General features: G+C 64.9%; 18 protein-coding genes. 12 read left to right on the top strand and 6 right to left on the bottom strand.

Annotated features, from left to right (window positions below):
• The first annotated feature begins 41 nt into the window (after window positions 1-41).
• Window positions 42-815, top strand: a complete 774-nt coding sequence (locus tag ACYQ4T_RS17740) for an SDR family NAD(P)-dependent oxidoreductase (RefSeq protein ID WP_459856882.1) — start codon at window positions 42-44, stop codon at window positions 813-815.
• Between the two features lie 123 nt (window positions 816-938).
• Window positions 939-1,310 (top strand): hypothetical protein, encoded by a 372-nt coding sequence (locus ACYQ4T_RS17735; protein ID WP_459856879.1) that lies wholly within the window; start codon window positions 939-941, stop codon window positions 1,308-1,310.
• 84 nt (window positions 1,311-1,394) lie between these two features.
• On the opposite strand, the gene trpS is transcribed toward ACYQ4T_RS17735, so the two are convergent.
• Window positions 1,395-2,429 (bottom strand): tryptophan--tRNA ligase, encoded by a 1,035-nt coding sequence (trpS, locus tag ACYQ4T_RS17730; RefSeq protein ID WP_459856876.1) that lies wholly within the window; start codon window positions 2,427-2,429, stop codon window positions 1,395-1,397.
• A 214-nt stretch (window positions 2,430-2,643) separates the two neighbouring features.
• Here trpS and ACYQ4T_RS17725 point away from each other — a divergent pair, with 214 nt between their 5' ends.
• The 5 genes from ACYQ4T_RS17725 to ACYQ4T_RS17705 all read left to right on the top strand — a co-directional run bounded on the left by ACYQ4T_RS17725 (window position 2,644) and on the right by ACYQ4T_RS17705 (window position 7,620).
• A complete protein-coding gene (locus ACYQ4T_RS17725) occupies window positions 2,644-3,372 on the top strand; it encodes a Bax inhibitor-1/YccA family protein (RefSeq protein WP_459856873.1) in 729 nt (242 codons plus the stop codon).
• 214 nt (window positions 3,373-3,586) lie between these two features.
• Window positions 3,587-4,699 (top strand): ABC transporter ATP-binding protein, encoded by a 1,113-nt coding sequence (locus ACYQ4T_RS17720; RefSeq protein WP_459856870.1) that lies wholly within the window; start codon window positions 3,587-3,589, stop codon window positions 4,697-4,699.
• Between the two features lie 78 nt (window positions 4,700-4,777).
• Window positions 4,778-5,917 carry an ABC transporter substrate-binding protein gene (locus ACYQ4T_RS17715; protein ID WP_459856868.1) on the top strand — a complete coding sequence of 380 codons (1,140 nt, stop codon included), beginning with the start codon at window positions 4,778-4,780 and terminating at the stop codon, window positions 5,915-5,917.
• Window positions 5,918-5,933: 16 nt separating this feature from the next.
• Window positions 5,934-6,794, top strand: a complete 861-nt coding sequence (locus ACYQ4T_RS17710; RefSeq protein ID WP_459856865.1) for an ABC transporter permease — start codon at window positions 5,934-5,936, stop codon at window positions 6,792-6,794.
• Between the two features lies 1 nt (window position 6,795).
• The gene (locus tag ACYQ4T_RS17705) at window positions 6,796-7,620 is read left to right on the top strand and encodes an ABC transporter permease (RefSeq protein ID WP_459856862.1); all 825 of its coding nucleotides are present in this window, start codon (window positions 6,796-6,798) and stop codon (window positions 7,618-7,620) included.
• 6 nt (window positions 7,621-7,626) lie between these two features.
• Here ACYQ4T_RS17705 and ACYQ4T_RS17700 read toward each other — a convergent pair whose 3' ends face one another.
• On the bottom strand, window positions 7,627-7,743 hold the full coding sequence (locus ACYQ4T_RS17700) for an MFS transporter small subunit (protein ID WP_459856860.1): 117 nt from the start codon (window positions 7,741-7,743) through the stop codon (window positions 7,627-7,629).
• Between the two features lie 11 nt (window positions 7,744-7,754).
• Window positions 7,755-9,122, bottom strand: coding sequence for an L-lactate MFS transporter (locus ACYQ4T_RS17695; protein ID WP_459856856.1), 1,368 nt, complete (start codon window positions 9,120-9,122; stop codon window positions 7,755-7,757).
• Between the two features lie 338 nt (window positions 9,123-9,460).
• Here ACYQ4T_RS17695 and ACYQ4T_RS17690 point away from each other — a divergent pair, with 338 nt between their 5' ends.
• The 3 genes from ACYQ4T_RS17690 (at window position 9,461) to ACYQ4T_RS17680 (ending at window position 12,389) form a co-directional block, all read left to right on the top strand.
• Window positions 9,461-10,084, top strand: coding sequence for a glutathione S-transferase family protein (locus tag ACYQ4T_RS17690; RefSeq protein WP_459856853.1), 624 nt, complete (start codon window positions 9,461-9,463; stop codon window positions 10,082-10,084).
• Complete coding sequence (locus ACYQ4T_RS17685; protein WP_459858053.1) at window positions 10,084-10,668, top strand: DUF924 family protein; 585 nt, start codon at window positions 10,084-10,086, stop codon at window positions 10,666-10,668. Before ACYQ4T_RS17690 ends, ACYQ4T_RS17685 begins: the two co-directional genes overlap by 1 nt.
• 89 nt (window positions 10,669-10,757) lie before the next feature.
• A complete protein-coding gene (locus tag ACYQ4T_RS17680; protein ID WP_459856851.1) occupies window positions 10,758-12,389 on the top strand; it encodes a tetratricopeptide repeat protein in 1,632 nt (543 codons plus the stop codon).
• 89 nt (window positions 12,390-12,478) lie between these two features.
• On the opposite strand, the gene ACYQ4T_RS17675 is transcribed toward ACYQ4T_RS17680, so the two are convergent.
• Window positions 12,479-13,468: a transcriptional regulator GcvA gene (locus ACYQ4T_RS17675; protein WP_459856848.1), complete on the bottom strand. Its 990-nt coding sequence runs from the start codon at window positions 13,466-13,468 to the stop codon at window positions 12,479-12,481.
• 151 nt (window positions 13,469-13,619) lie between these two features.
• On the opposite strand from ACYQ4T_RS17675, the gene ACYQ4T_RS17670 reads away from it, so the two are divergent.
• Complete coding sequence (locus tag ACYQ4T_RS17670) at window positions 13,620-13,832, top strand: DUF1127 domain-containing protein (protein WP_459856846.1); 213 nt, start codon at window positions 13,620-13,622, stop codon at window positions 13,830-13,832.
• Window positions 13,833-14,004: 172 nt separating this feature from the next.
• Window positions 14,005-14,505 carry a DinB family protein gene (locus ACYQ4T_RS17665; RefSeq protein ID WP_459856843.1) on the top strand — a complete coding sequence of 167 codons (501 nt, stop codon included), beginning with the start codon at window positions 14,005-14,007 and terminating at the stop codon, window positions 14,503-14,505.
• 3 nt (window positions 14,506-14,508) lie between these two features.
• Here ACYQ4T_RS17665 and ACYQ4T_RS17660 read toward each other — a convergent pair whose 3' ends face one another.
• Together ACYQ4T_RS17660 and ACYQ4T_RS17655 are read right to left on the bottom strand one after the other, a co-directional pair.
• Entirely contained in the window at window positions 14,509-15,096 is a 588-nt protein-coding gene (locus ACYQ4T_RS17660; RefSeq protein ID WP_459856841.1) for a class I SAM-dependent methyltransferase, read from the bottom strand.
• A gap of 90 nt (window positions 15,097-15,186) precedes the next feature.
• On the bottom strand, window positions 15,187-16,173 hold the full coding sequence (locus tag ACYQ4T_RS17655) for an NADPH:quinone oxidoreductase family protein (protein ID WP_459856838.1): 987 nt from the start codon (window positions 16,171-16,173) through the stop codon (window positions 15,187-15,189).
• Window positions 16,174-16,200 lie beyond the last annotated feature (27 nt).

Below are 16,200 nucleotides of genomic sequence, written 5' to 3'. Positions count from 1 at the left end.
TCTATGGTCTGCGGCCTGGAACGGCATTACTTCGGGGAATCATGACCACCGCACTAGATCAACTCTTCGGCCTCAAGGGCAAGGTTGCCGTCGTCACCGGCGGCGCCAGCGGCATCGGCCTGGCCAGTGCGGAGCTGTTCGCCGCGGCGGGCGCCACGGTCGTGGTGGTCGATCGCGATGCCGCGGCGGCCGAGCAGGCCCTCGCGAGGATCGGCGGAAAGGGTCTCGCCTTCGGCACCGATGTCGCGCAGGAGGGCGAGATCGACGCCACCACGGCCGAAGTCGAGAAGAGCCTCGGCCGCCTCGACATCCTGGTGAATTCCGCCGGTACGGCGATCCGCCGCCCAGCCACCGAAGTCTCGGTCGAGGACTGGGACAAGGTGATGAACGTCAACACCACCGGCACCTTCCTGTTCTCCCGCTCGGTCGCGCGCGGGATGATCAAGCGCGGCGAAGGCGGCGCGATCGTGCAGATCTCGTCGATCATGGGTTTCTCGGGCGGCGGGCTCTACCCCAACATCTCCTACCAGACCTCGAAGGGCGCGGTGGTGAACATGACCCGCGCGCTCGCGGTCGAATGGGCGCCGCACCGGATCCGCGTCAATGCGGTGGCACCGACCTATGTGAAGACGCCGTTCATTGCCGGCCTGATGGCGCAGCCGGAGCTGGTGCAGCGGATCGAGGCGATGACGCCGCTGCGCCGCCTCGCCGAGCCCGTCGAGATCGCCTCGGCGGTGCTTTATCTCGCCAGCCCTGCCGCGGCGATGGTGACCGGCCATACCCTGCTGGTCGATGGCGGATTCATGGCGCAATAAGCCAAGAGGCCATGGTGGTTGAGCGGAACAAAGCAGGTCCGCCCAGCGGAACCCGGCTCCAGCGCCCGGGTTTCTTCCTCAGTTTCGCGGGTGAGTTTGCGACTCTGACAGAGGAGACCCAGCATGAGAACTCTCGCGATTTTCTCAGGGATCGCCGGTGCGCTGCTCCTGACCACGATGGCGGGCAGCGCCTGTGCTCAGGTGCGAATCTATCCCGACGGCAGCGAATGCAACGACCTTACCGGTGGTGCACTGGTGACCTGCCAGAACCAAGTCTATAGCCAGCAGCTCGAATCCGGCGTCAGCCAGATGGCGGCGGATCCGGCCGAGGTGCAAAGCAGCCATATCGACGGCAATGAGGCCGGCCAGTCCGACTTCGTTGCGGGCGCCGAAGGCACCGCGTTGCCCGATGCCGCCATGCCGACGGTGGCGCCGACCTTGCTCTACGGCCTCCCGGGTCCGGAAGGCGCGCGGGTCTACGGACCGACGGAATAACCGGGGCGGAATAACCCCAGCTCCAAACTCATTCGAAGTACAGCGCCGGCCCCTTTCTGCGATTGGGGGCCGGCGTCCTTTTACCTACTTCGCGTGCAGGAAGCCGACCGTGTCCTCGACCTCGCGCAGGATCGGCGCGGCAATCGCCTCGGCCCGCTCGGCCCCTCGCCGCAACACGCCATCGACCTCGCTGGTGTCTCTCAGCAGCCGTTGCATCTCGCTCCCGATCGGCCCCAGTACCGAAACCGCGAGATCGGTCAGCTCCTTCTTGAAGACGGAGAATTCCTTCCCGGCGAAGGCATTCACGACGTCGGCGAGATTGCGATCCGAGAGCGCGGCATAGATCGACAGCAGGTTGAAGGCCTCGGGGCGCGCGTCGTCGGCTTCCTTCTTGATGAAGCCCTTCTCGTCCAACGATTCCGGGCCGGGCAGCGGGTTAGGATCGGTCTTGGCCTTGCGGAGCTTCAGCGCGATCGCCTCGGCATCGTCGGTCATGTTGATGCGGCTGTAATCCGACGGATCGGACTTCGACATCTTCTTGGTGCCGTCGCGCAGAGACATGACCCGCGTCGCCGGCCCGCCAATCACCGGATTGGGCAGCGGGAAGAGCTCGCGGCTGTAATCGGTGTTGAACTTCTGCGCGATGTCGCGGGCGAGTTCCAGATGCTGCTTCTGGTCCTCGCCCACCGGCACATGCGTTGCCTTGTAGGCGAGGATGTCGGCGGCCATCAGCACCGGATAGGTGTAGAGCCCGACCGAGGCATTCTCGCGATCCTTGCCGGCCTTCTCCTTGAACTGGGTCATGCGATTGAGCCAGCCGACCCGGGCGACGCAGTTCAGGATCCAGGCGAGCTGGGCATGGGCGCGGACCTGGCTCTGGGCGAAGATGATGCCGTGCTCGACATCGATCCCCGAGGCCATGAAGGCCGCGGTCACCTCGCGGATGTTGTGCGAGAGCTCCTTCGGATCCTGCCAGAGCGTGATGGCGTGGAGATCGACCACGCAGAAGATGCACTCGTATTCCTTCTGCATGCGGACCCAGTTCCGGACCGCACCCAGATAATTGCCGAGATGGAGCGTGTGGGTCGGCTGGACGCCGGAGAAAATGCGGCCTTTCATGGCGGGGTTCCGGATTGGGTCAGGTTGCGGTGGGGCGCCCTTATCGCCGGGGAGCGCTGATTTCGCAAGATATTTGCGGATTTTCCGGGCCTTAGGCAGCGTGTCAGGTTTCTGTTATTTTCCCGCCGAGGGATTGATTTTAAAGGCGAAACACCTAAGTATCGGTGCGACAAGACCGGCCTTAAGCCGGGTTACGCAAGGGAGCGACAAAGACATGGCTATCGGACCGGAAAATCGGACGGTTTACCGGACCTCGGGCGCGGCACAGGCCCTCGACATCGACCAGGGCCTCCGGTCGTACATGCTCAAGGTCTACAACTATATGGGCCTCGGGCTCGGTCTGTCCGGCCTGACGGCCTATGTGGTGGCGCAGGGCGTTTATGCCGAAGCGGGCTGGGCGATGTCCCTGGTCAAGGCGCATTGGCTGTTCGCGCTGCTCGGCATCGGCGCGGTGTTCTTCCTGAGCTTCGGCATCAACCGGATGAAGGCTTCGACCGCCTTCGCCGCCTTCATGGCCTATGCGGTCATCAACGGCATCTGGCTGACGCCGGTGCTGCTAATTTACACCAGCACGTCGGTGGCGACGACCTTCTTCGTCTGCGCCTCGATGTTCCTGGCGACCAGCCTCTACGGCTACACGACCAAGCGCGACCTGACCGGCATGGGCAGCTTCTTCTTCATGGGACTGATCGGCCTCATCGTCGCGATGGTGGTCAATATGTTCCTGCAGTCGAGCGCCATGGCCTTCGCCATCTCCGCGATCGGGGTTCTGCTGTTCACCGGCTTGACCGCCTATGACACGCAGAAGATCAAGGAGATGTATTTCGAGGGTGACGGCCATGAGATCGCTCGCAAAAAGTCGATCATGGGCGCGCTGACGCTCTACCTTGACTTCATCAACCTGTTCATCTTCCTGCTGCAGTTCCTCGGCAACCGCCGCTAACCGCAGCAGACCAGTCCTAAGATCGGGGGCGGGGCCGGAGACGGCCCCGCTCTTTTTATGCCTGTTCCATTGACCGAAATCGGGATTTTTGAAATCCAAAGGGGTAATTTCAACAGGATGGATTGACATCCCCCACCCGCCCCAGCGTAATTGCCGCAAGTCCGCGCGCAGCTACAGACAAGCGGGCGCGATCGACAGGGCAGGCGTTCCGATCATGGCCGAAGACGGCATCGACGTTCGATTCCAAGAGGTCAGCAAGCATTTCGGCGACGTCGCCGCGGTCGATGGCATCTCCTTCGCGCTGAAGCGCGGCTCATTTCATTCCTTCTTGGGACCTTCGGGCTGCGGCAAGACCACCAGCCTGCGCTTGATCGCCGGCTTCGAGCAGCCGACGGCGGGATCGGTGGAGATCGCCGGAGCGAACATGGTCGGCATCCCGGCCTATCGCCGGCCGGTCAACATGGTGTTCCAGCATTATGCGCTGTTCCCGCACATGGATGTCGCGGCGAATGTCGGCTACGGCCTCCGGCAGCGTAAGCCGAGGCCCGATGCAAGCGAGATCGATCGCCGGGTCGCCGAGGCCCTGGAGTTGGTGCGACTGCCGCAGCTGGCCAAGCGCCGGATCTGGGAGCTCTCCGGCGGACAGCAGCAGCGCGTAGCCCTGGCACGGGCGCTGATCAATCGCCCGACCGTGCTGCTGCTCGACGAACCCTTGGCGGCGCTCGACCGCAAGCTCCGGCGCGAGATGCAGATCGAGTTGCAGAACCTGCAGCGCGAGGTCGGCATCACCTTCATCCTGGTGACCCATGACCAGGAAGAGGCGCTTTCGATGTCCGACACGATCGGCATCATGAAGGACGGCAAGATCGTGCAGATGGGCACGCCCGAAGAACTCTACGACGCGCCGGTCAACCGCTATGTCGCGGACTTCGTTGGCGAGTCCAACTTCTGGCCGGGCCAGGTCGCGGCCAGCGACCCGAGCGGCGCCGCGATCAAGATCGGCAGCGGCCTCACCTTGCGCGCGGTCCACAGCCGGCTGGGCAGCCCCTTGAGGGTCGGCGAAAGCGGCGTCATCGCCGTGAGGCCCGAAGTGATCGGCCTCTATCGCCCCGGCACGGCGCCCAAAGATCTCGACTGCAGCGCCCAGGCGCAGATCCTGAACCGCATCTATCTCGGCGATCACAGCGAGTTCTCGGTGCGCGCAGAAGGCCTCGGCGAGTTGCTGGTGCGGCTGCCCAAGGCGGTCGAGACCTCCGGCCTGGAGCCGGGCGCCGCCGCGGTGGTCGGCTGGCGCGGCAGCCAGGCGCTCGCCCTCAGCGAAACATAGAAGATCCCGCGCGCCGCAGCGACGGCCGACGCGCCCGATTGACCCGCCGTCACAAGAAAACATCCCAAGGAGGCTTCCATGGATCCGCGTAAAGAGTTCATCAAGCAGCTGCGCCGCTACCAGAAGGGCTCGATCTCGCGCCGGCATTTCCTCGGCGTCACCGGCCTCGGCACCGCGATGGCGGTGATGGCGGCGGAAGTCCCGGGCCTGCTGCCGCGCAAGGCCTGGGCGGCCGGCAATATCGGCGACAAGGTCTCGCTCGCGACTTGGCCGAACTATCATGACCCGAAGGACTTCGAGGAGTTCACCAAGCAAACCGGCGCCGCGGTCGAGGTCTCAGTGTTCGGCTCCAACGAGGAATTCCTCGCGAAGCTGCAAGCGGGCGGCACCGGCTGGGACGTCTTCGTTCCGACCAACTACACGGTCTCGACCCATGCCTCGCTTGGCCTGATCGAGCCGCTGGATCTTGCGAAGGTGCCGAACTACGACATCGCTTCGCAGGACGCGCGGCTGATCAAGGAAGGCTCGGTTGACGGCACCGTGTTCGGCGCCGCCAAGGATTGGGGCACCACCGGCTTCGCGGTCAACACCGCGAAGGTCAAGGAGAACCCGACCAGCTGGAAGGAGTTCTGGGACCTGACCCAGGGCGCCTATAGCGGCCGCGTGACGGTGCATGACTACCAGCTCACCACCATCGGCAATGCGCTGAAGTATTTTGGCTACTCCTTCAACTCCAACGACGAGAAGGAACTGGCCGACGCCGAGAAGCTGCTGATGGCGGCCAAGCCGCATCTCTTCGCCATCACCAGCGACTACCAGCCGGCCTTCCGCAACGGCGATGCCTGGCTTGGCATCTGCTGGACCGGCGATGGCAAGCAGCTGCACCGCGATATCCCGGAGATCACCTACGTGCTCGGCAAGGAAGGCGGCGAGATCTGGACCGACTTCTACGCCGTGCCGAAGAGCGCGCCCAACCGCGAAGGCGGATATGCGCTGATCAATTTCCTGCTCGATCCGAAGATCAACGCGACCGAGGTCATGTTCCACGGCCAGCCCTCGACCGACAGCCGCACCAACAAGCTGCTGCCGGAAGAGCTGCTGAAGGATCCGATCATGTATCCGGCGGCCGAGTTGCTGGCGCCGCTGGAGTTCGGTTCCGCCGCGACCTTCACCAACCCCGCCCGGGCCGAGATCCTGGCGCGGTTCAAGGCCGCCTGAGGGCCGACCCAGCATCATGAAGCAGCCGAGGAAGTGGGATTGGACGGCGATCCTGTTGATCTCACCGTCCGTCGCCATCTTCCTCGGCCTCCTGGTGATGCCGATCCTGGTCGTGCTGGTGCTCTCCTTCGGCGAGCGCGCTGAAGCGGGCGGATACCAGGCGGCCTTCACCTTCGCGCAATACGCCAACCTGCCGGCGCGCTGGGCCGCCTTCCGCAACACGCTGACCCTGGCGCCGCTCGGCACCATCATCTGCCTGATCGCCGCCTATCCGCTCGCCTATTACCTCGCGGTCAAGGTGAGCGCGCGCAACCGCCTGCTGCTGCTGATCCTGGTGATCGTACCGTTCTGGACCAGCTTCCTCATCCGCACCTACGCCTGGATCTTCATCCTCGGCGGTAAGGGATTGCCGGCGCTGCTCGATGCGATCGGCATCGCCGACGTGCGCTTCATCAACACGCCCTTCGCCGTGCTGGTCGGCATCGTCTACGGTTACTTGCCACTGATGGTGTTCCCGATCTTCGTCAGCCTGGAGCGGCTCGACAAGCGCCTGCTGGAAGCCTCCGACGATCTCGGCGCCTCACCCTCCCGCACCTTCCTGCAGATCACCCTGCCCCTGTCGGCGCCGGGTGCCGTCACCGGCTGCATGCTGGTCTTCATCCTGCTGATGGGCGAATACCTCATCCCGGCGCTGCTGGGCGGCGGCAAGGTATTCTTCATCGGCAATGCGCTGGTCGATCTCTTCCTGCAATCGCGCAACTGGCCGTTCGGCTCGGCGGTCGCCTTGAGCCTGGTGATCATCATGCTGGTCACCGTGACCGTCTATCTCCGCATGACCTTGAAGAATCGCGGCATGCGCGATCAGGCACTGGTCTGAGATGCGCCTCTATGCCATCGCCGTCTATCTCTTCCTCTATGCACCGCTGGGCGTCATCGCGCTGTTCAGCTTCAGCGCCGGCCGCAGCGCCAGCGACTTCCACGGCTTCTCGCTGCAATGGTATGCGACCGCAGCCGGCAACCGCTTCGTGATCGAGGCGCTGCTGAACAGCCTGCTGGTCGCCTTCGTCTCCTCGACCATCGCGACCCTGTTCGGCACCGCGGCGGCACTGACCCTGCCCCGCCTCAACAAGACCTTCCGCACCATCTTCGACGCGCTGACCTATATCGCGATCATGGTGCCGGGGATCGTCATCGGCATCGCCACCCTGATCGCGCTCGCCACCACCTTCAACGTCCTCAACCCGCTGATCCAGGGCGATGCGCCGGGCGCACCCCCCTTGGGATTCGGCTTCGGCTCGCTGATCTGCGCCCATTCGCTGTTCGCCATGGCGCTGGTGATCGTGATCGTGAAGGCGCGGCTCGCCGGCATGGACCGCAGCCTGATCGAGGCCTCGACCGATCTCTATGCCGACCCTTGGGCCACCTTCCGCCAAGTGACCCTGCCGCAGCTGATGCCGGCAATCATCGCCGGCTTCCTGCTGAGCTTCACCTTCAGCCTGGACGACTACGTGATCGCGTCCTTCGTCGCCGGCGGGCGGGTGACCCTGCCGATCTATGTCTTCGCCTCGATCCGCCGCGGCGTCACGCCGGAGATCAACGCGATCGGCACCACGGTGATGGTGTTTTCGCTTTGCATGCTGATGGTGTCGCAGATCCTGCTGCGGCGGCAGGCCCGCACCAAGGCGAAGCCCGCCGCCGCCTGAAGCCGGCTATTCGAACAGCTGCATCGCGTTGAGCAGCGTCTTCCACACGCCCCAGACCAGCGGGATGCCGACCAGCAGCCAGGCCAGCACGACCTGCACGGTATAGTCTTTCTTCGCTTCCATGGTCGCCTCCCTCACTGCGCCGGCTGGCTCTGGACCTTCAGGTGATGCCGTTCATCGACCGGCCGGACCGCGAGATTGCAGAGGAAGCCGATGAACAGCAGGCCGGCCATGATATACATCGTAATCGTGTAGGCGTCGGCCTTGGCGACGCCGTGGTCGAGTTGGTACTGCCGGATGTAGTTGACCAGGACCGGGCCGAACACGCCGGCCGCGGACCAGGCGGTCAACAGCCGGCCATGGATGGCGCCCACATACTGCACGCCGAAGATGTCGCGCAGGTAGGCGGGAATGGTGGCGAAGCCGCCGCCATACATGCTCAGGATGATGCCGTAGCAGAGCACGAAGAGCACGACGCTGCCCATCTGCGCGGTCGAAGGCACCACCGCATAGAGCACGATGCCCAGCAGGAAGAAGCAGTAGTAGGTGTTCTTCCGGCCGATATAGTCCGAGGTGGACGCCCAGAAGAACCGCCCGGCCATGTTGAACAGGCTCAAGAGGCCGACGAAGCCGGCGGCGGCGACCGGCGTGATCCGGCCCTGGAACATCTCCTGGCTCATCGCCGAGGCCTGGCCCAGCACGCCGATGCCCGCGGTGACGTTGAGGCAGAGCGCCCACCAGAGCAGGTAGAATTGCGGCGTCTTCAAGGCCTGGTCGACATGCACCGTCTCGTTGGTCACCAGCCGCTTGGGCTGTGCCGGGGCGATGTAGCCTTCCGGCTTCCAGTTCGGTGCCGGCACACGCACGATGATCGCGCCGATGGACATGAAGATGAAATAGACGATGCCGAGCGTCACGAAGGTCGCGGTGACGCCCATGTCGGTGTCGGTCTTGAAGTGATTCATCAGCCAGACCGAGAGCGGCGATGCAATGAAGGCGCCGCCGCCAAAACCCATGATTGCCATCCCGGTCGCCATGCCCGGCCGGTCCGGGAACCAGGTGATCAAAGTCTTCACCGGCGAGATGTAGCCGATGCCGAGCCCGCAGCCACCGAGCACGCCATAGCCGAGATATATGATCCAGAGCTGATGTGTCGCGACGCCGATTGCGGAGACGAGGAACCCACCACCGAAGCAGCAGGCCGCCGTGAACATCGCTTTGCGCGGGCCGACGCGGTCGAGCCACGTTCCGGTCACCGCCGCGGCGACGCCGAGGAAGACGATGGCGATCGAGAAGATCCAGCCGAGCTCCGTCAGCTTCCAGTCATCCGGCGCCGAGTCGGTGATGCCGATCAGCTTGGTCATCGGCAGGTTGAACACCGAGAAGGCATAGGCCTGGCCTATGCAAAGATGGACGCAGAGGGCGGCCGGCGGAACCAGCCAGCGGTTATAGCTCTGGGGTGCGACGATGTGCTCGCGATCAAGCACGGAGAGCAAGGCCATGACGATCCTCCCGATTGTCCCGCGATTCGATCAGCTGGCCGGTGAACAGCGCGCCGGACAGGCTTCCAGGCTGAATCAGGCTAGGCGGCCGGACAACCATAAAAATATCGTATTACGATATTTTTCCTATTTCCGGCATGGACTTTAGTCGGAGATCGGCGAAATTCGGGTTGGCCACGGAAACCGGAGTATCGAACGCCGCAGGATCGCGGACGCAACCGCAGGTTTGGCCCTGGTGCCAACGCCGGAGGCTTCGTTAAGCTCCGATTCGCCAGCCGTTTCGGTTCAGCCACGAAGAATCGCCCCGCCAGCTGACGCGGGCCTGACAGGGAGCATTCATGTACACGCTTTATTGGTCGCCGGGCTCCGCCTCGATGGCGCCGCATTGCTGCCTCGAGGAAGCGGGCGCGGCCTACACGCTGAAGCTGGTCGATACAGGCAAGAGCGAGCACCAGACGCCGGAATACCTGGCGCTCAATCCCAATGGGAAGGTGCCGACCCTCGTGATGGATGGCGGCTTCACCATGATCGAATCCGCCGCCATGTGCATGCTGATCGCGGACCGCCATCCGGCCGCGGGTCTCGCGCCGAAGACCGATGAGCTGGCGCGCGGGCATTTCTACATGTGGCTCACGCATCTCACCAACACGCTGCAGCCGGCAATGCTGCGCTACTACTATCCGGACCGCCACACCACCGGCGATGGCGAGGCCGTGGTCGGCAAGGCGATGGAGGAAGTCGCCGCGGTCTGGGGCCGGATCGACGCTCATCTCCGCCTGAATGGCCCCTACCTGCTCGGCGATCGCTATTCCGCGGCGGATATCTTCTGCACCATGCTCTCGCTCTGGCAGGATTGCTGCCCCGAGACCTATCGACGCTTCCCGGGCGTGAAGCGTCTCGCCGATCTCGTCCTCGCGCGCCCGGCGATCGCGCGCATCGCCGCCGCGAACCAAGCGGCGTGATGCGCTCTCCCGAATTGAAGCCGGAAGACGTCCTCGGCTTCTGGTTCACCGACCGCGTCCAGCTGCTCTGCTTCGAACGCAACGACGCCTTCGACGCCGAAATTCGCGAGAAGTTCGGCGACGCGGTGGCGGCGGCACAGGCCGGCGGCTTCGAGGAATGGCGGGCGACGCCGGAAGGCGCGCTCGCCTTGCTCATCCTGATCGACCAGATGTCGCGCAACATCTATCGCGGCAGCCCGAAGGCCTTCGCCGGCGATGCCCGGGCGCTGGCGATCGCCGAGCAGATGGTCGCTGACGGCGTCGATCGCAGCTTCAGCTTCGTGCAGCGGCGGTTCACCTACCTGCCCTTCGAGCACAGCGAGGACCCGAAGGTTCAGAAGCGGGCGCTCGCCTTGTTCGGCGCCCTCGCCGTCGAATGCGCCACGGAGCACAATGTCGATGGCGCGGTGCAGCTGCTCTATGCCGCCCGGCATGCCGAGATCATCTTCCGCTTCGGACGCTATCCGCACCGCAACGCGGTGCTGGGACGGGTCTCGACCCCGGCGGAAGAGGCCTTCCTGAAGGACCCCATGTCCTCCTTCTAAATCCCGTAAAAGGCTGGCAAATCCCGCCCTGGCAACTACCCCGTCCATCGGCTAGATTTCGCGCGACCGTTCAGGATTTGGGATCGCCAATGCGCCGCTCTTCGCTTCTGCTCGCCACCGCCGTCAGCCTTTTTGCAATTGGGCCCGCCTACGCGGACTACCGCGCCGCCGAAGCGGCGCTCGAAGCCGGAGATTTTGCCGCGGCGATACCCCTGCTGGACGAGGAGGCGAAGCTCGGCAATCCGGTTGCGGCCTACAACCTCGGCCGGCTCTATGAATCGGGCTCCGCCGGTGCGCCGGACTATCAGCAGGCCGCCACCTACTACCGGATCGCCGCCGAGCTCGACTTGGCACCCAAGTTCGACGGCACGGCGCTCGGCCCCAATGCTGCCCAGTTGATCCAGGGTTCGCAGATGTACGCGCAGTATTCGCTCGGCCTGCTCTACGAAAGCGGCCGCGGCGTGCCGCAGGACATGCAGCAGGCGGCCGGCTGGTACGTTCGCGCCGCCGACCTCGGCCATCCGAAGGCGGCGATGAAGCTCGCCTATCTGTTCCGCGACGGCGGTCCGGGGCTGAAGCCCGACGGCCGCCTCGCGGTCTCCTACTTCGAGAAGGCCGGCACCGGAGCGGCGCTGAACGAGATCGGCCTGATGTACCTCAAGGGCAATGCGGTCACCCGCAATGCCAAGATTGCCCATGACTGGTTCCAGAAGGCGGCGGCGCAAGGCAGCACCGAGGCCGAATATAATCTCGGCCTGCTGTTCCAGGCCGGCTATACCGGCCAGCCCGACTACATCCAGGCCATGGATCATTTCCAGACCGCCGCTAATGCCAAGGACGGCCCGTCGATGCTGGCTTTGGGCCAGCTCTATGCCGAGGGCAAGGGCGTGCCGCAGGACTTGGTGACGGCGCACAGCTGGTTCGATCTCGCGGCCGCCAACGGTGTCGCGGAAGGCGCGACGCGTGCCGCGGCGCTAGAAGCGAATATGAGCCCGACCGATGTCGTGCGCGCCAAGGCCCAGGCAGCGGCCTGGCAGCCGCGCGACCCCAACGCCCTGCCCGGCACCGCCACCGCCGCGGCAACGCCGCCGGCCGAGCCGGTCCCGGCGCCGGCACCCGCTGCTGAACCGGCAGCCGCGCCCGTCGCCGCCGCTGAACCGGCGCCCGCCCCGCAGCCGACGCCACCGCCGGCACCTGAACCCGCGCCGGCGCCGGCGCTGACCCCAGCACCGGCAGAGCCTACCGTTGCCGCTGCGCCGCTTCCGGCGCCCGCCACAGCCCCGGCGCCGGCACCCGCCGCCACCGCCACGGTGACCGAGCCCCTGGAGTTGCAGCCGGTGCCGTCAACCGCGCCGACACCGGCACCCGCGCCGGCGCAAACCGTCACCCAACCCCTGGATCTGCAGCAGCCGGCACCCGCGCCAGCCGCCACGGCCGCGGCTCCGACGCCCCAGCCGGAACCCGGCACGACTTCGGTGACGCCGCCGGCGCCCGTGCCCGATTTTACCAGCACCGAGGTCGCAACCGCCCCGGCCCCAGCTGTCGCTCCCGCGCCGACGCCCACGCCTGAACCCGCCGTGGTCGTGCCGCCGCCGACGCCGGAGGTGCAGTCGGCACCGCCGGCCGCACCCGCGGCGGAACCGGCGGCCGCGCCGGTCGCGACCACGGATCTCGCGGTGCCTGCGCGCAGCCCGAAAGAGCCGGCGCTGTTCGATCACTGAATCCAATGGTCATGCCCGGAGCTAATCCGGGCATTTTGTGCCCGGAGAGAGATCACCGGGTCGGTCCGCGAATGCGGACATTTTCTCCCCTACTGGACCGGCGCGCCGTCGAGCTTCTTGCCGAGCTTCTGCCCGAGCGCTTCGCCAAGCTGTTCGCGTTCCGGTGACATCTCGGCGCGGAAGGGTGCCACCTGGTCCATGACCCAGTCGCGGAAGGCCTTGATCTTCGGGCGCTTCAGCGCGTCGCGCACATAGACCACGTAATAGCCGGTGTCCAAAGGCACCGAGATGTCGAACGGCCGCACCAGCCGGCCGGCCTTGAGGTCGTCGCTGGCCAGCATGGTGTTGCCGAGTGCCACGCCCAGCCCGTCGATTGCCGCCTGGATCAGCAGGTTCGAATAGTTGAAGGCGAAGCCGCCGGACTTCAATTCGAGCCCGGTGACGCCGGCATGCTCCAGCCATTGCTGCCAGAAATCGAACTGCGCCGCCTGCCAGGTGGTGTCGGAGAGCAAGGTGAAATGGGCGAGATCGCGGGGCTCCTTGAGCTTCTGTTCGCCGCTCAGCAGCGCGGGACTGACGATCGGAAAGAGATCGTCCTTCAGCAGCAGTTCGGAATCGACGTTCGGCCATTTGCCGCGGCCATAGCGGATCGCGATGTCGATGCCGCCCTGGCCGATCTGCTCGACGCGTTCGGTCGCCGAGATCCTGACCTCGATCTCCGGATGCCGGGCGCGGAAGTCGAACAGGCGCGGCACCAACCATTTCGACGCGAGCGAAGGCAGCACGCTGACCGTCAGCGGCCCACCATGGCAGAGCTGGCGGAGATCCTGCGCGGCATCGGCCAATTGCTGAAAGGCGCTCCGGACCGGCGGCAGGAACTGGCGCCCCGCCTCGGTCAGGCGCAGCGCGCGGCCGGTGCGGTCGAACAGCGGCTGCCCGACCCACTCCTCCAGCGCCTTGATCTGATGGCTGATCGCCGAATGGGTGACGTTGAGCTCCTCCGCCGCCTTCGAAAAACTGAGGTGGCGAGCGGCGCTTTCGAAGTAGCGCACGGCTTTAAGCGGTGGAAAAGCGGCCATGATCAGGGACTTACCCCGGCTCCCGACTTGTGAGGTTGCCTAACAGAACAAGTTAGAAACGATCATTTGTGCCATGCGCATTTCAAGCACAGGTTAAGGCCAAGGGCAACGGCCACTCCCGGTCCGGTCCCCGTGAGATGTGAGGGAAATCATGGCACAGGTCATCAGCAATCTGGGTATCACGCGTCGCAATTCCTATATCGGCGAAGGCCTGGTTGGCCTGTTCAACCGGGTCTCCGAATGGTCGGAGCGCCGTCGCGCCCGCAGCCACCTCTACCAGATGCCGGATTACATCCTGCACGACATCGGCGTCAGCCGCGCCGAGGTCGACGCCGAATACGTGAAGCCGTTCTGGAAGGCGTAACGCCGGTCGACTTCACTTGGCTGGGATTTCGTTCTTCCGTTTCCTCTCCCTCGGACCCAACCGCGACGGCTCCCGAGAGTCGCGGTTGGGGATCGGGGGCGAATCTGTTTTGATCCGGCCTGACTTTCCTGCCGGAATATTTGCTGGCTGACTTCGTTCGGGAGTTGTGGGGATGAAAGCACATTTCGAGCGCATGGCGCGCTACAACCGCTGGGCCAACCGCCGCATCTACGGCGTGGTTGCGCAGCTCGAGCCCGAAGAAATCCACGCGCCGCGCAGCGGCTTCTTCCCATCGATCGCGAAGACGCTCAACCACATGGTCGTGACCGACCGGATCTGGATGGCCCGCTTCGTCGGAAAGCTTTCCGATCACAAGCGGCTCGACGAAGCGCCCTATGAGGAATTCGCCGAGCTGACCGCCGCGCGCGAGGCCGAGGACCAGCGCATCATCGCCTTCTTCCGCGAGCTGCCGCAGGCACGGATCGATTCCGTGTTCGAATACAAGAACACGGCGGGCGAACCGAAATCGTCGGAGATGCTTCCGGTGCTGGCGCATTTCTTCAACCACCAGACCCATCACCGCGGCCAGGCGCATGCCATGATCTCATCGACCCGCGTGGCGCCGCCACCGCTGGATCTGGTCTATTTCATTTATGAAGACAAAGAGGCGTAGCGCCTAAGCCGCCTCGGCGTGGTGGTTGCGCCCGCTCTTGCGGTAGAGCCAGACGCTGGCTGGGGGCAGGTTCTGCAGCACGCGGTCCTCGACCGTGCCGCTGACGCCGAGCAGGCGGCGGTTCAATGGTGAGAACAAGCCATAGGTGAACTGGATGAAGGGCGCGCCCGGCTCGAGCACGGCGAAGGCCTGGGCGCCGATGCGATGCTGGATCGCCTTCTTCATTGAGAGCAGCGGCAGGCTGGAGACGATGCATTTCACCGGATGGATGCCCTCGCGCCGCAGCAGCTGCTGGAGATGCATGGCATCGCCCTGCAACACCCGCACGGTCGGATAGCGCGCCGCCAGATGCCGGTGCAGCACCGGATCGCGCTCGACCACGATCAGGCGATCGGGCGGCAGGCCGGTATCGAGGATGGCGCGGGTCACCGGCCCGGTGCCGCCGCCGAGCTCGACCACATAGCCTTCGCTCCCGAGCGGAATATGCCGGGCCATGGCGGCGGCAAGCTCCGGGCTGCTCGCGGCGACAGCGCCGATCTTCAGCGGGTTCTTCAGCCAGAGCTTCAGCAGCAGGCGCGATTCAGAGAGCATTTAGCCGGGCCGATTCTTGGTGCTCATTCTTGGGCGCATCCTAACCAAGTCGGGGCGGGGTGCAAGACCCTGACATCTGTAAGGCTTCGGTCAGGTCGTCAGCACGACCTTCCCGGTGGACTTGCGCGTCACCAGGATATCGAAAGCTTGAGTAAAATCCGCCAGATCGAATCGATGGGAAATATGCGGCTTTAGCTGCCCCGCGGCATGCATCCGCCCCAGGCCGGCGAAGCAATCCACGATGCGTTCGGGCTGGTGACGGCGGTAGGAGCCCCAATAGAAGCCCTGGGCGTCGATATTCTTCACCAGCAGGATATTGGCCGGAATCTTCTGAATCTGCCCGGCGGCGAAGCCGACCACCAGCAACCGCGCGCCCCAGGCGACGCAGCGCAGCGAGGCGTCGAAGATCTCGCCGCCGACCGGATCGTAGACCACGTCAGCGCCCTCGCGCCCGAGCGCGGCCGCGATCGCCTTCACCCGGTCGCGGACGTTCTCTGACTTGTAGTCGATGGTCCAATCGGCGCCGTGCTGCTTCGCGACCGCGCATTTGTCGGCGCCGCCCGCCGTCGCGATCACTTTGGCACCCAGGGCCTTGCCGATCTCGACCGCGGTCAGGCCGACGCCGCCGGCGGCGCCATGGACCAGCAGCAGTTCGCCTTCCTGGAGCCGTGCCTTCCAAACCAGCGCGCCGTAAGAGGTGCCGTAGGCGATGACGAAGCCACCCGCCACCACCGGATCCATGCCAGAAGGAATCGGCACCGCATCCGCGGCGCGCACGATCGCCTGTTCGGCAAAGCCGCCGTGGTCGACCGCCGCCATCACCGGATCGCCGATCTTGATCCGCGTCTCACCGGGACCGACTTCCAGGACCGTGCCGGCGAGTTCAAGCCCGGGGGTGAACGGCAACTCGGGCTTCTGCTGATACTGCCCGGCGATCATCAGCGTGTCGGCGAAGTTCAGGCCTGCCGAAGCGACCTTGACCTTGATCTCGCCGGCCTTCGGCGACGGCAGATCGGGAATCTCGACCAGCTTCAGATCAGAAGGCTTGCTGAGAACCTGGCATTGCAGTGCGCGCATGATTGTCACTTATGCGGACATTGTTGA

The organism is Dongia sp. agr-C8, from assembly GCF_054658695.1.
The sequence above is the reverse complement of the archived record's forward strand: the minus strand, read 5'-3'. Positions and strand labels throughout refer to the sequence as shown.

Coding starts and splice junctions, on each gene's coding strand:
- ACYQ4T_RS17675 (WP_459856848.1), bottom strand. CDS start 13,468: ATGGCCGCTTTTCCACCGCTTAAAGCCGTGCGCTACTTCGAAAGCGCC.
- ACYQ4T_RS17695 (WP_459856856.1), bottom strand. CDS start 9,122: ATGGCCTTGCTCTCCGTGCTTGATCGCGAGCACATCGTCGCACCCCAG.
- ACYQ4T_RS17660 (WP_459856841.1), bottom strand. CDS start 15,096: ATGCTCTCTGAATCGCGCCTGCTGCTGAAGCTCTGGCTGAAGAACCCG.
- ACYQ4T_RS17655 (WP_459856838.1), bottom strand. CDS start 16,173: ATGCGCGCACTGCAATGCCAGGTTCTCAGCAAGCCTTCTGATCTGAAG.
- ACYQ4T_RS17725 (WP_459856873.1), top strand. CDS start 2,644: ATGGCTATCGGACCGGAAAATCGGACGGTTTACCGGACCTCGGGCGCG.
- ACYQ4T_RS17700 (WP_459856860.1), bottom strand. CDS start 7,743: ATGGAAGCGAAGAAAGACTATACCGTGCAGGTCGTGCTGGCCTGGCTG.
- ACYQ4T_RS17735 (WP_459856879.1), top strand. CDS start 939: ATGAGAACTCTCGCGATTTTCTCAGGGATCGCCGGTGCGCTGCTCCTG.
- ACYQ4T_RS17740 (WP_459856882.1), top strand. CDS start 42: ATGACCACCGCACTAGATCAACTCTTCGGCCTCAAGGGCAAGGTTGCC.
- ACYQ4T_RS17705 (WP_459856862.1), top strand. CDS start 6,796: ATGCGCCTCTATGCCATCGCCGTCTATCTCTTCCTCTATGCACCGCTG.
- ACYQ4T_RS17720 (WP_459856870.1), top strand. CDS start 3,587: ATGGCCGAAGACGGCATCGACGTTCGATTCCAAGAGGTCAGCAAGCAT.
- ACYQ4T_RS17690 (WP_459856853.1), top strand. CDS start 9,461: ATGTACACGCTTTATTGGTCGCCGGGCTCCGCCTCGATGGCGCCGCAT.
- ACYQ4T_RS17715 (WP_459856868.1), top strand. CDS start 4,778: ATGGATCCGCGTAAAGAGTTCATCAAGCAGCTGCGCCGCTACCAGAAG.
- ACYQ4T_RS17680 (WP_459856851.1), top strand. CDS start 10,758: ATGCGCCGCTCTTCGCTTCTGCTCGCCACCGCCGTCAGCCTTTTTGCA.
- ACYQ4T_RS17685 (WP_459858053.1), top strand. CDS start 10,084: ATGCGCTCTCCCGAATTGAAGCCGGAAGACGTCCTCGGCTTCTGGTTC.
- ACYQ4T_RS17710 (WP_459856865.1), top strand. CDS start 5,934: ATGAAGCAGCCGAGGAAGTGGGATTGGACGGCGATCCTGTTGATCTCA.
- trpS (WP_459856876.1), bottom strand. CDS start 2,429: ATGAAAGGCCGCATTTTCTCCGGCGTCCAGCCGACCCACACGCTCCAT.
- ACYQ4T_RS17670 (WP_459856846.1), top strand. CDS start 13,620: ATGGCACAGGTCATCAGCAATCTGGGTATCACGCGTCGCAATTCCTAT.
- ACYQ4T_RS17665 (WP_459856843.1), top strand. CDS start 14,005: ATGAAAGCACATTTCGAGCGCATGGCGCGCTACAACCGCTGGGCCAAC.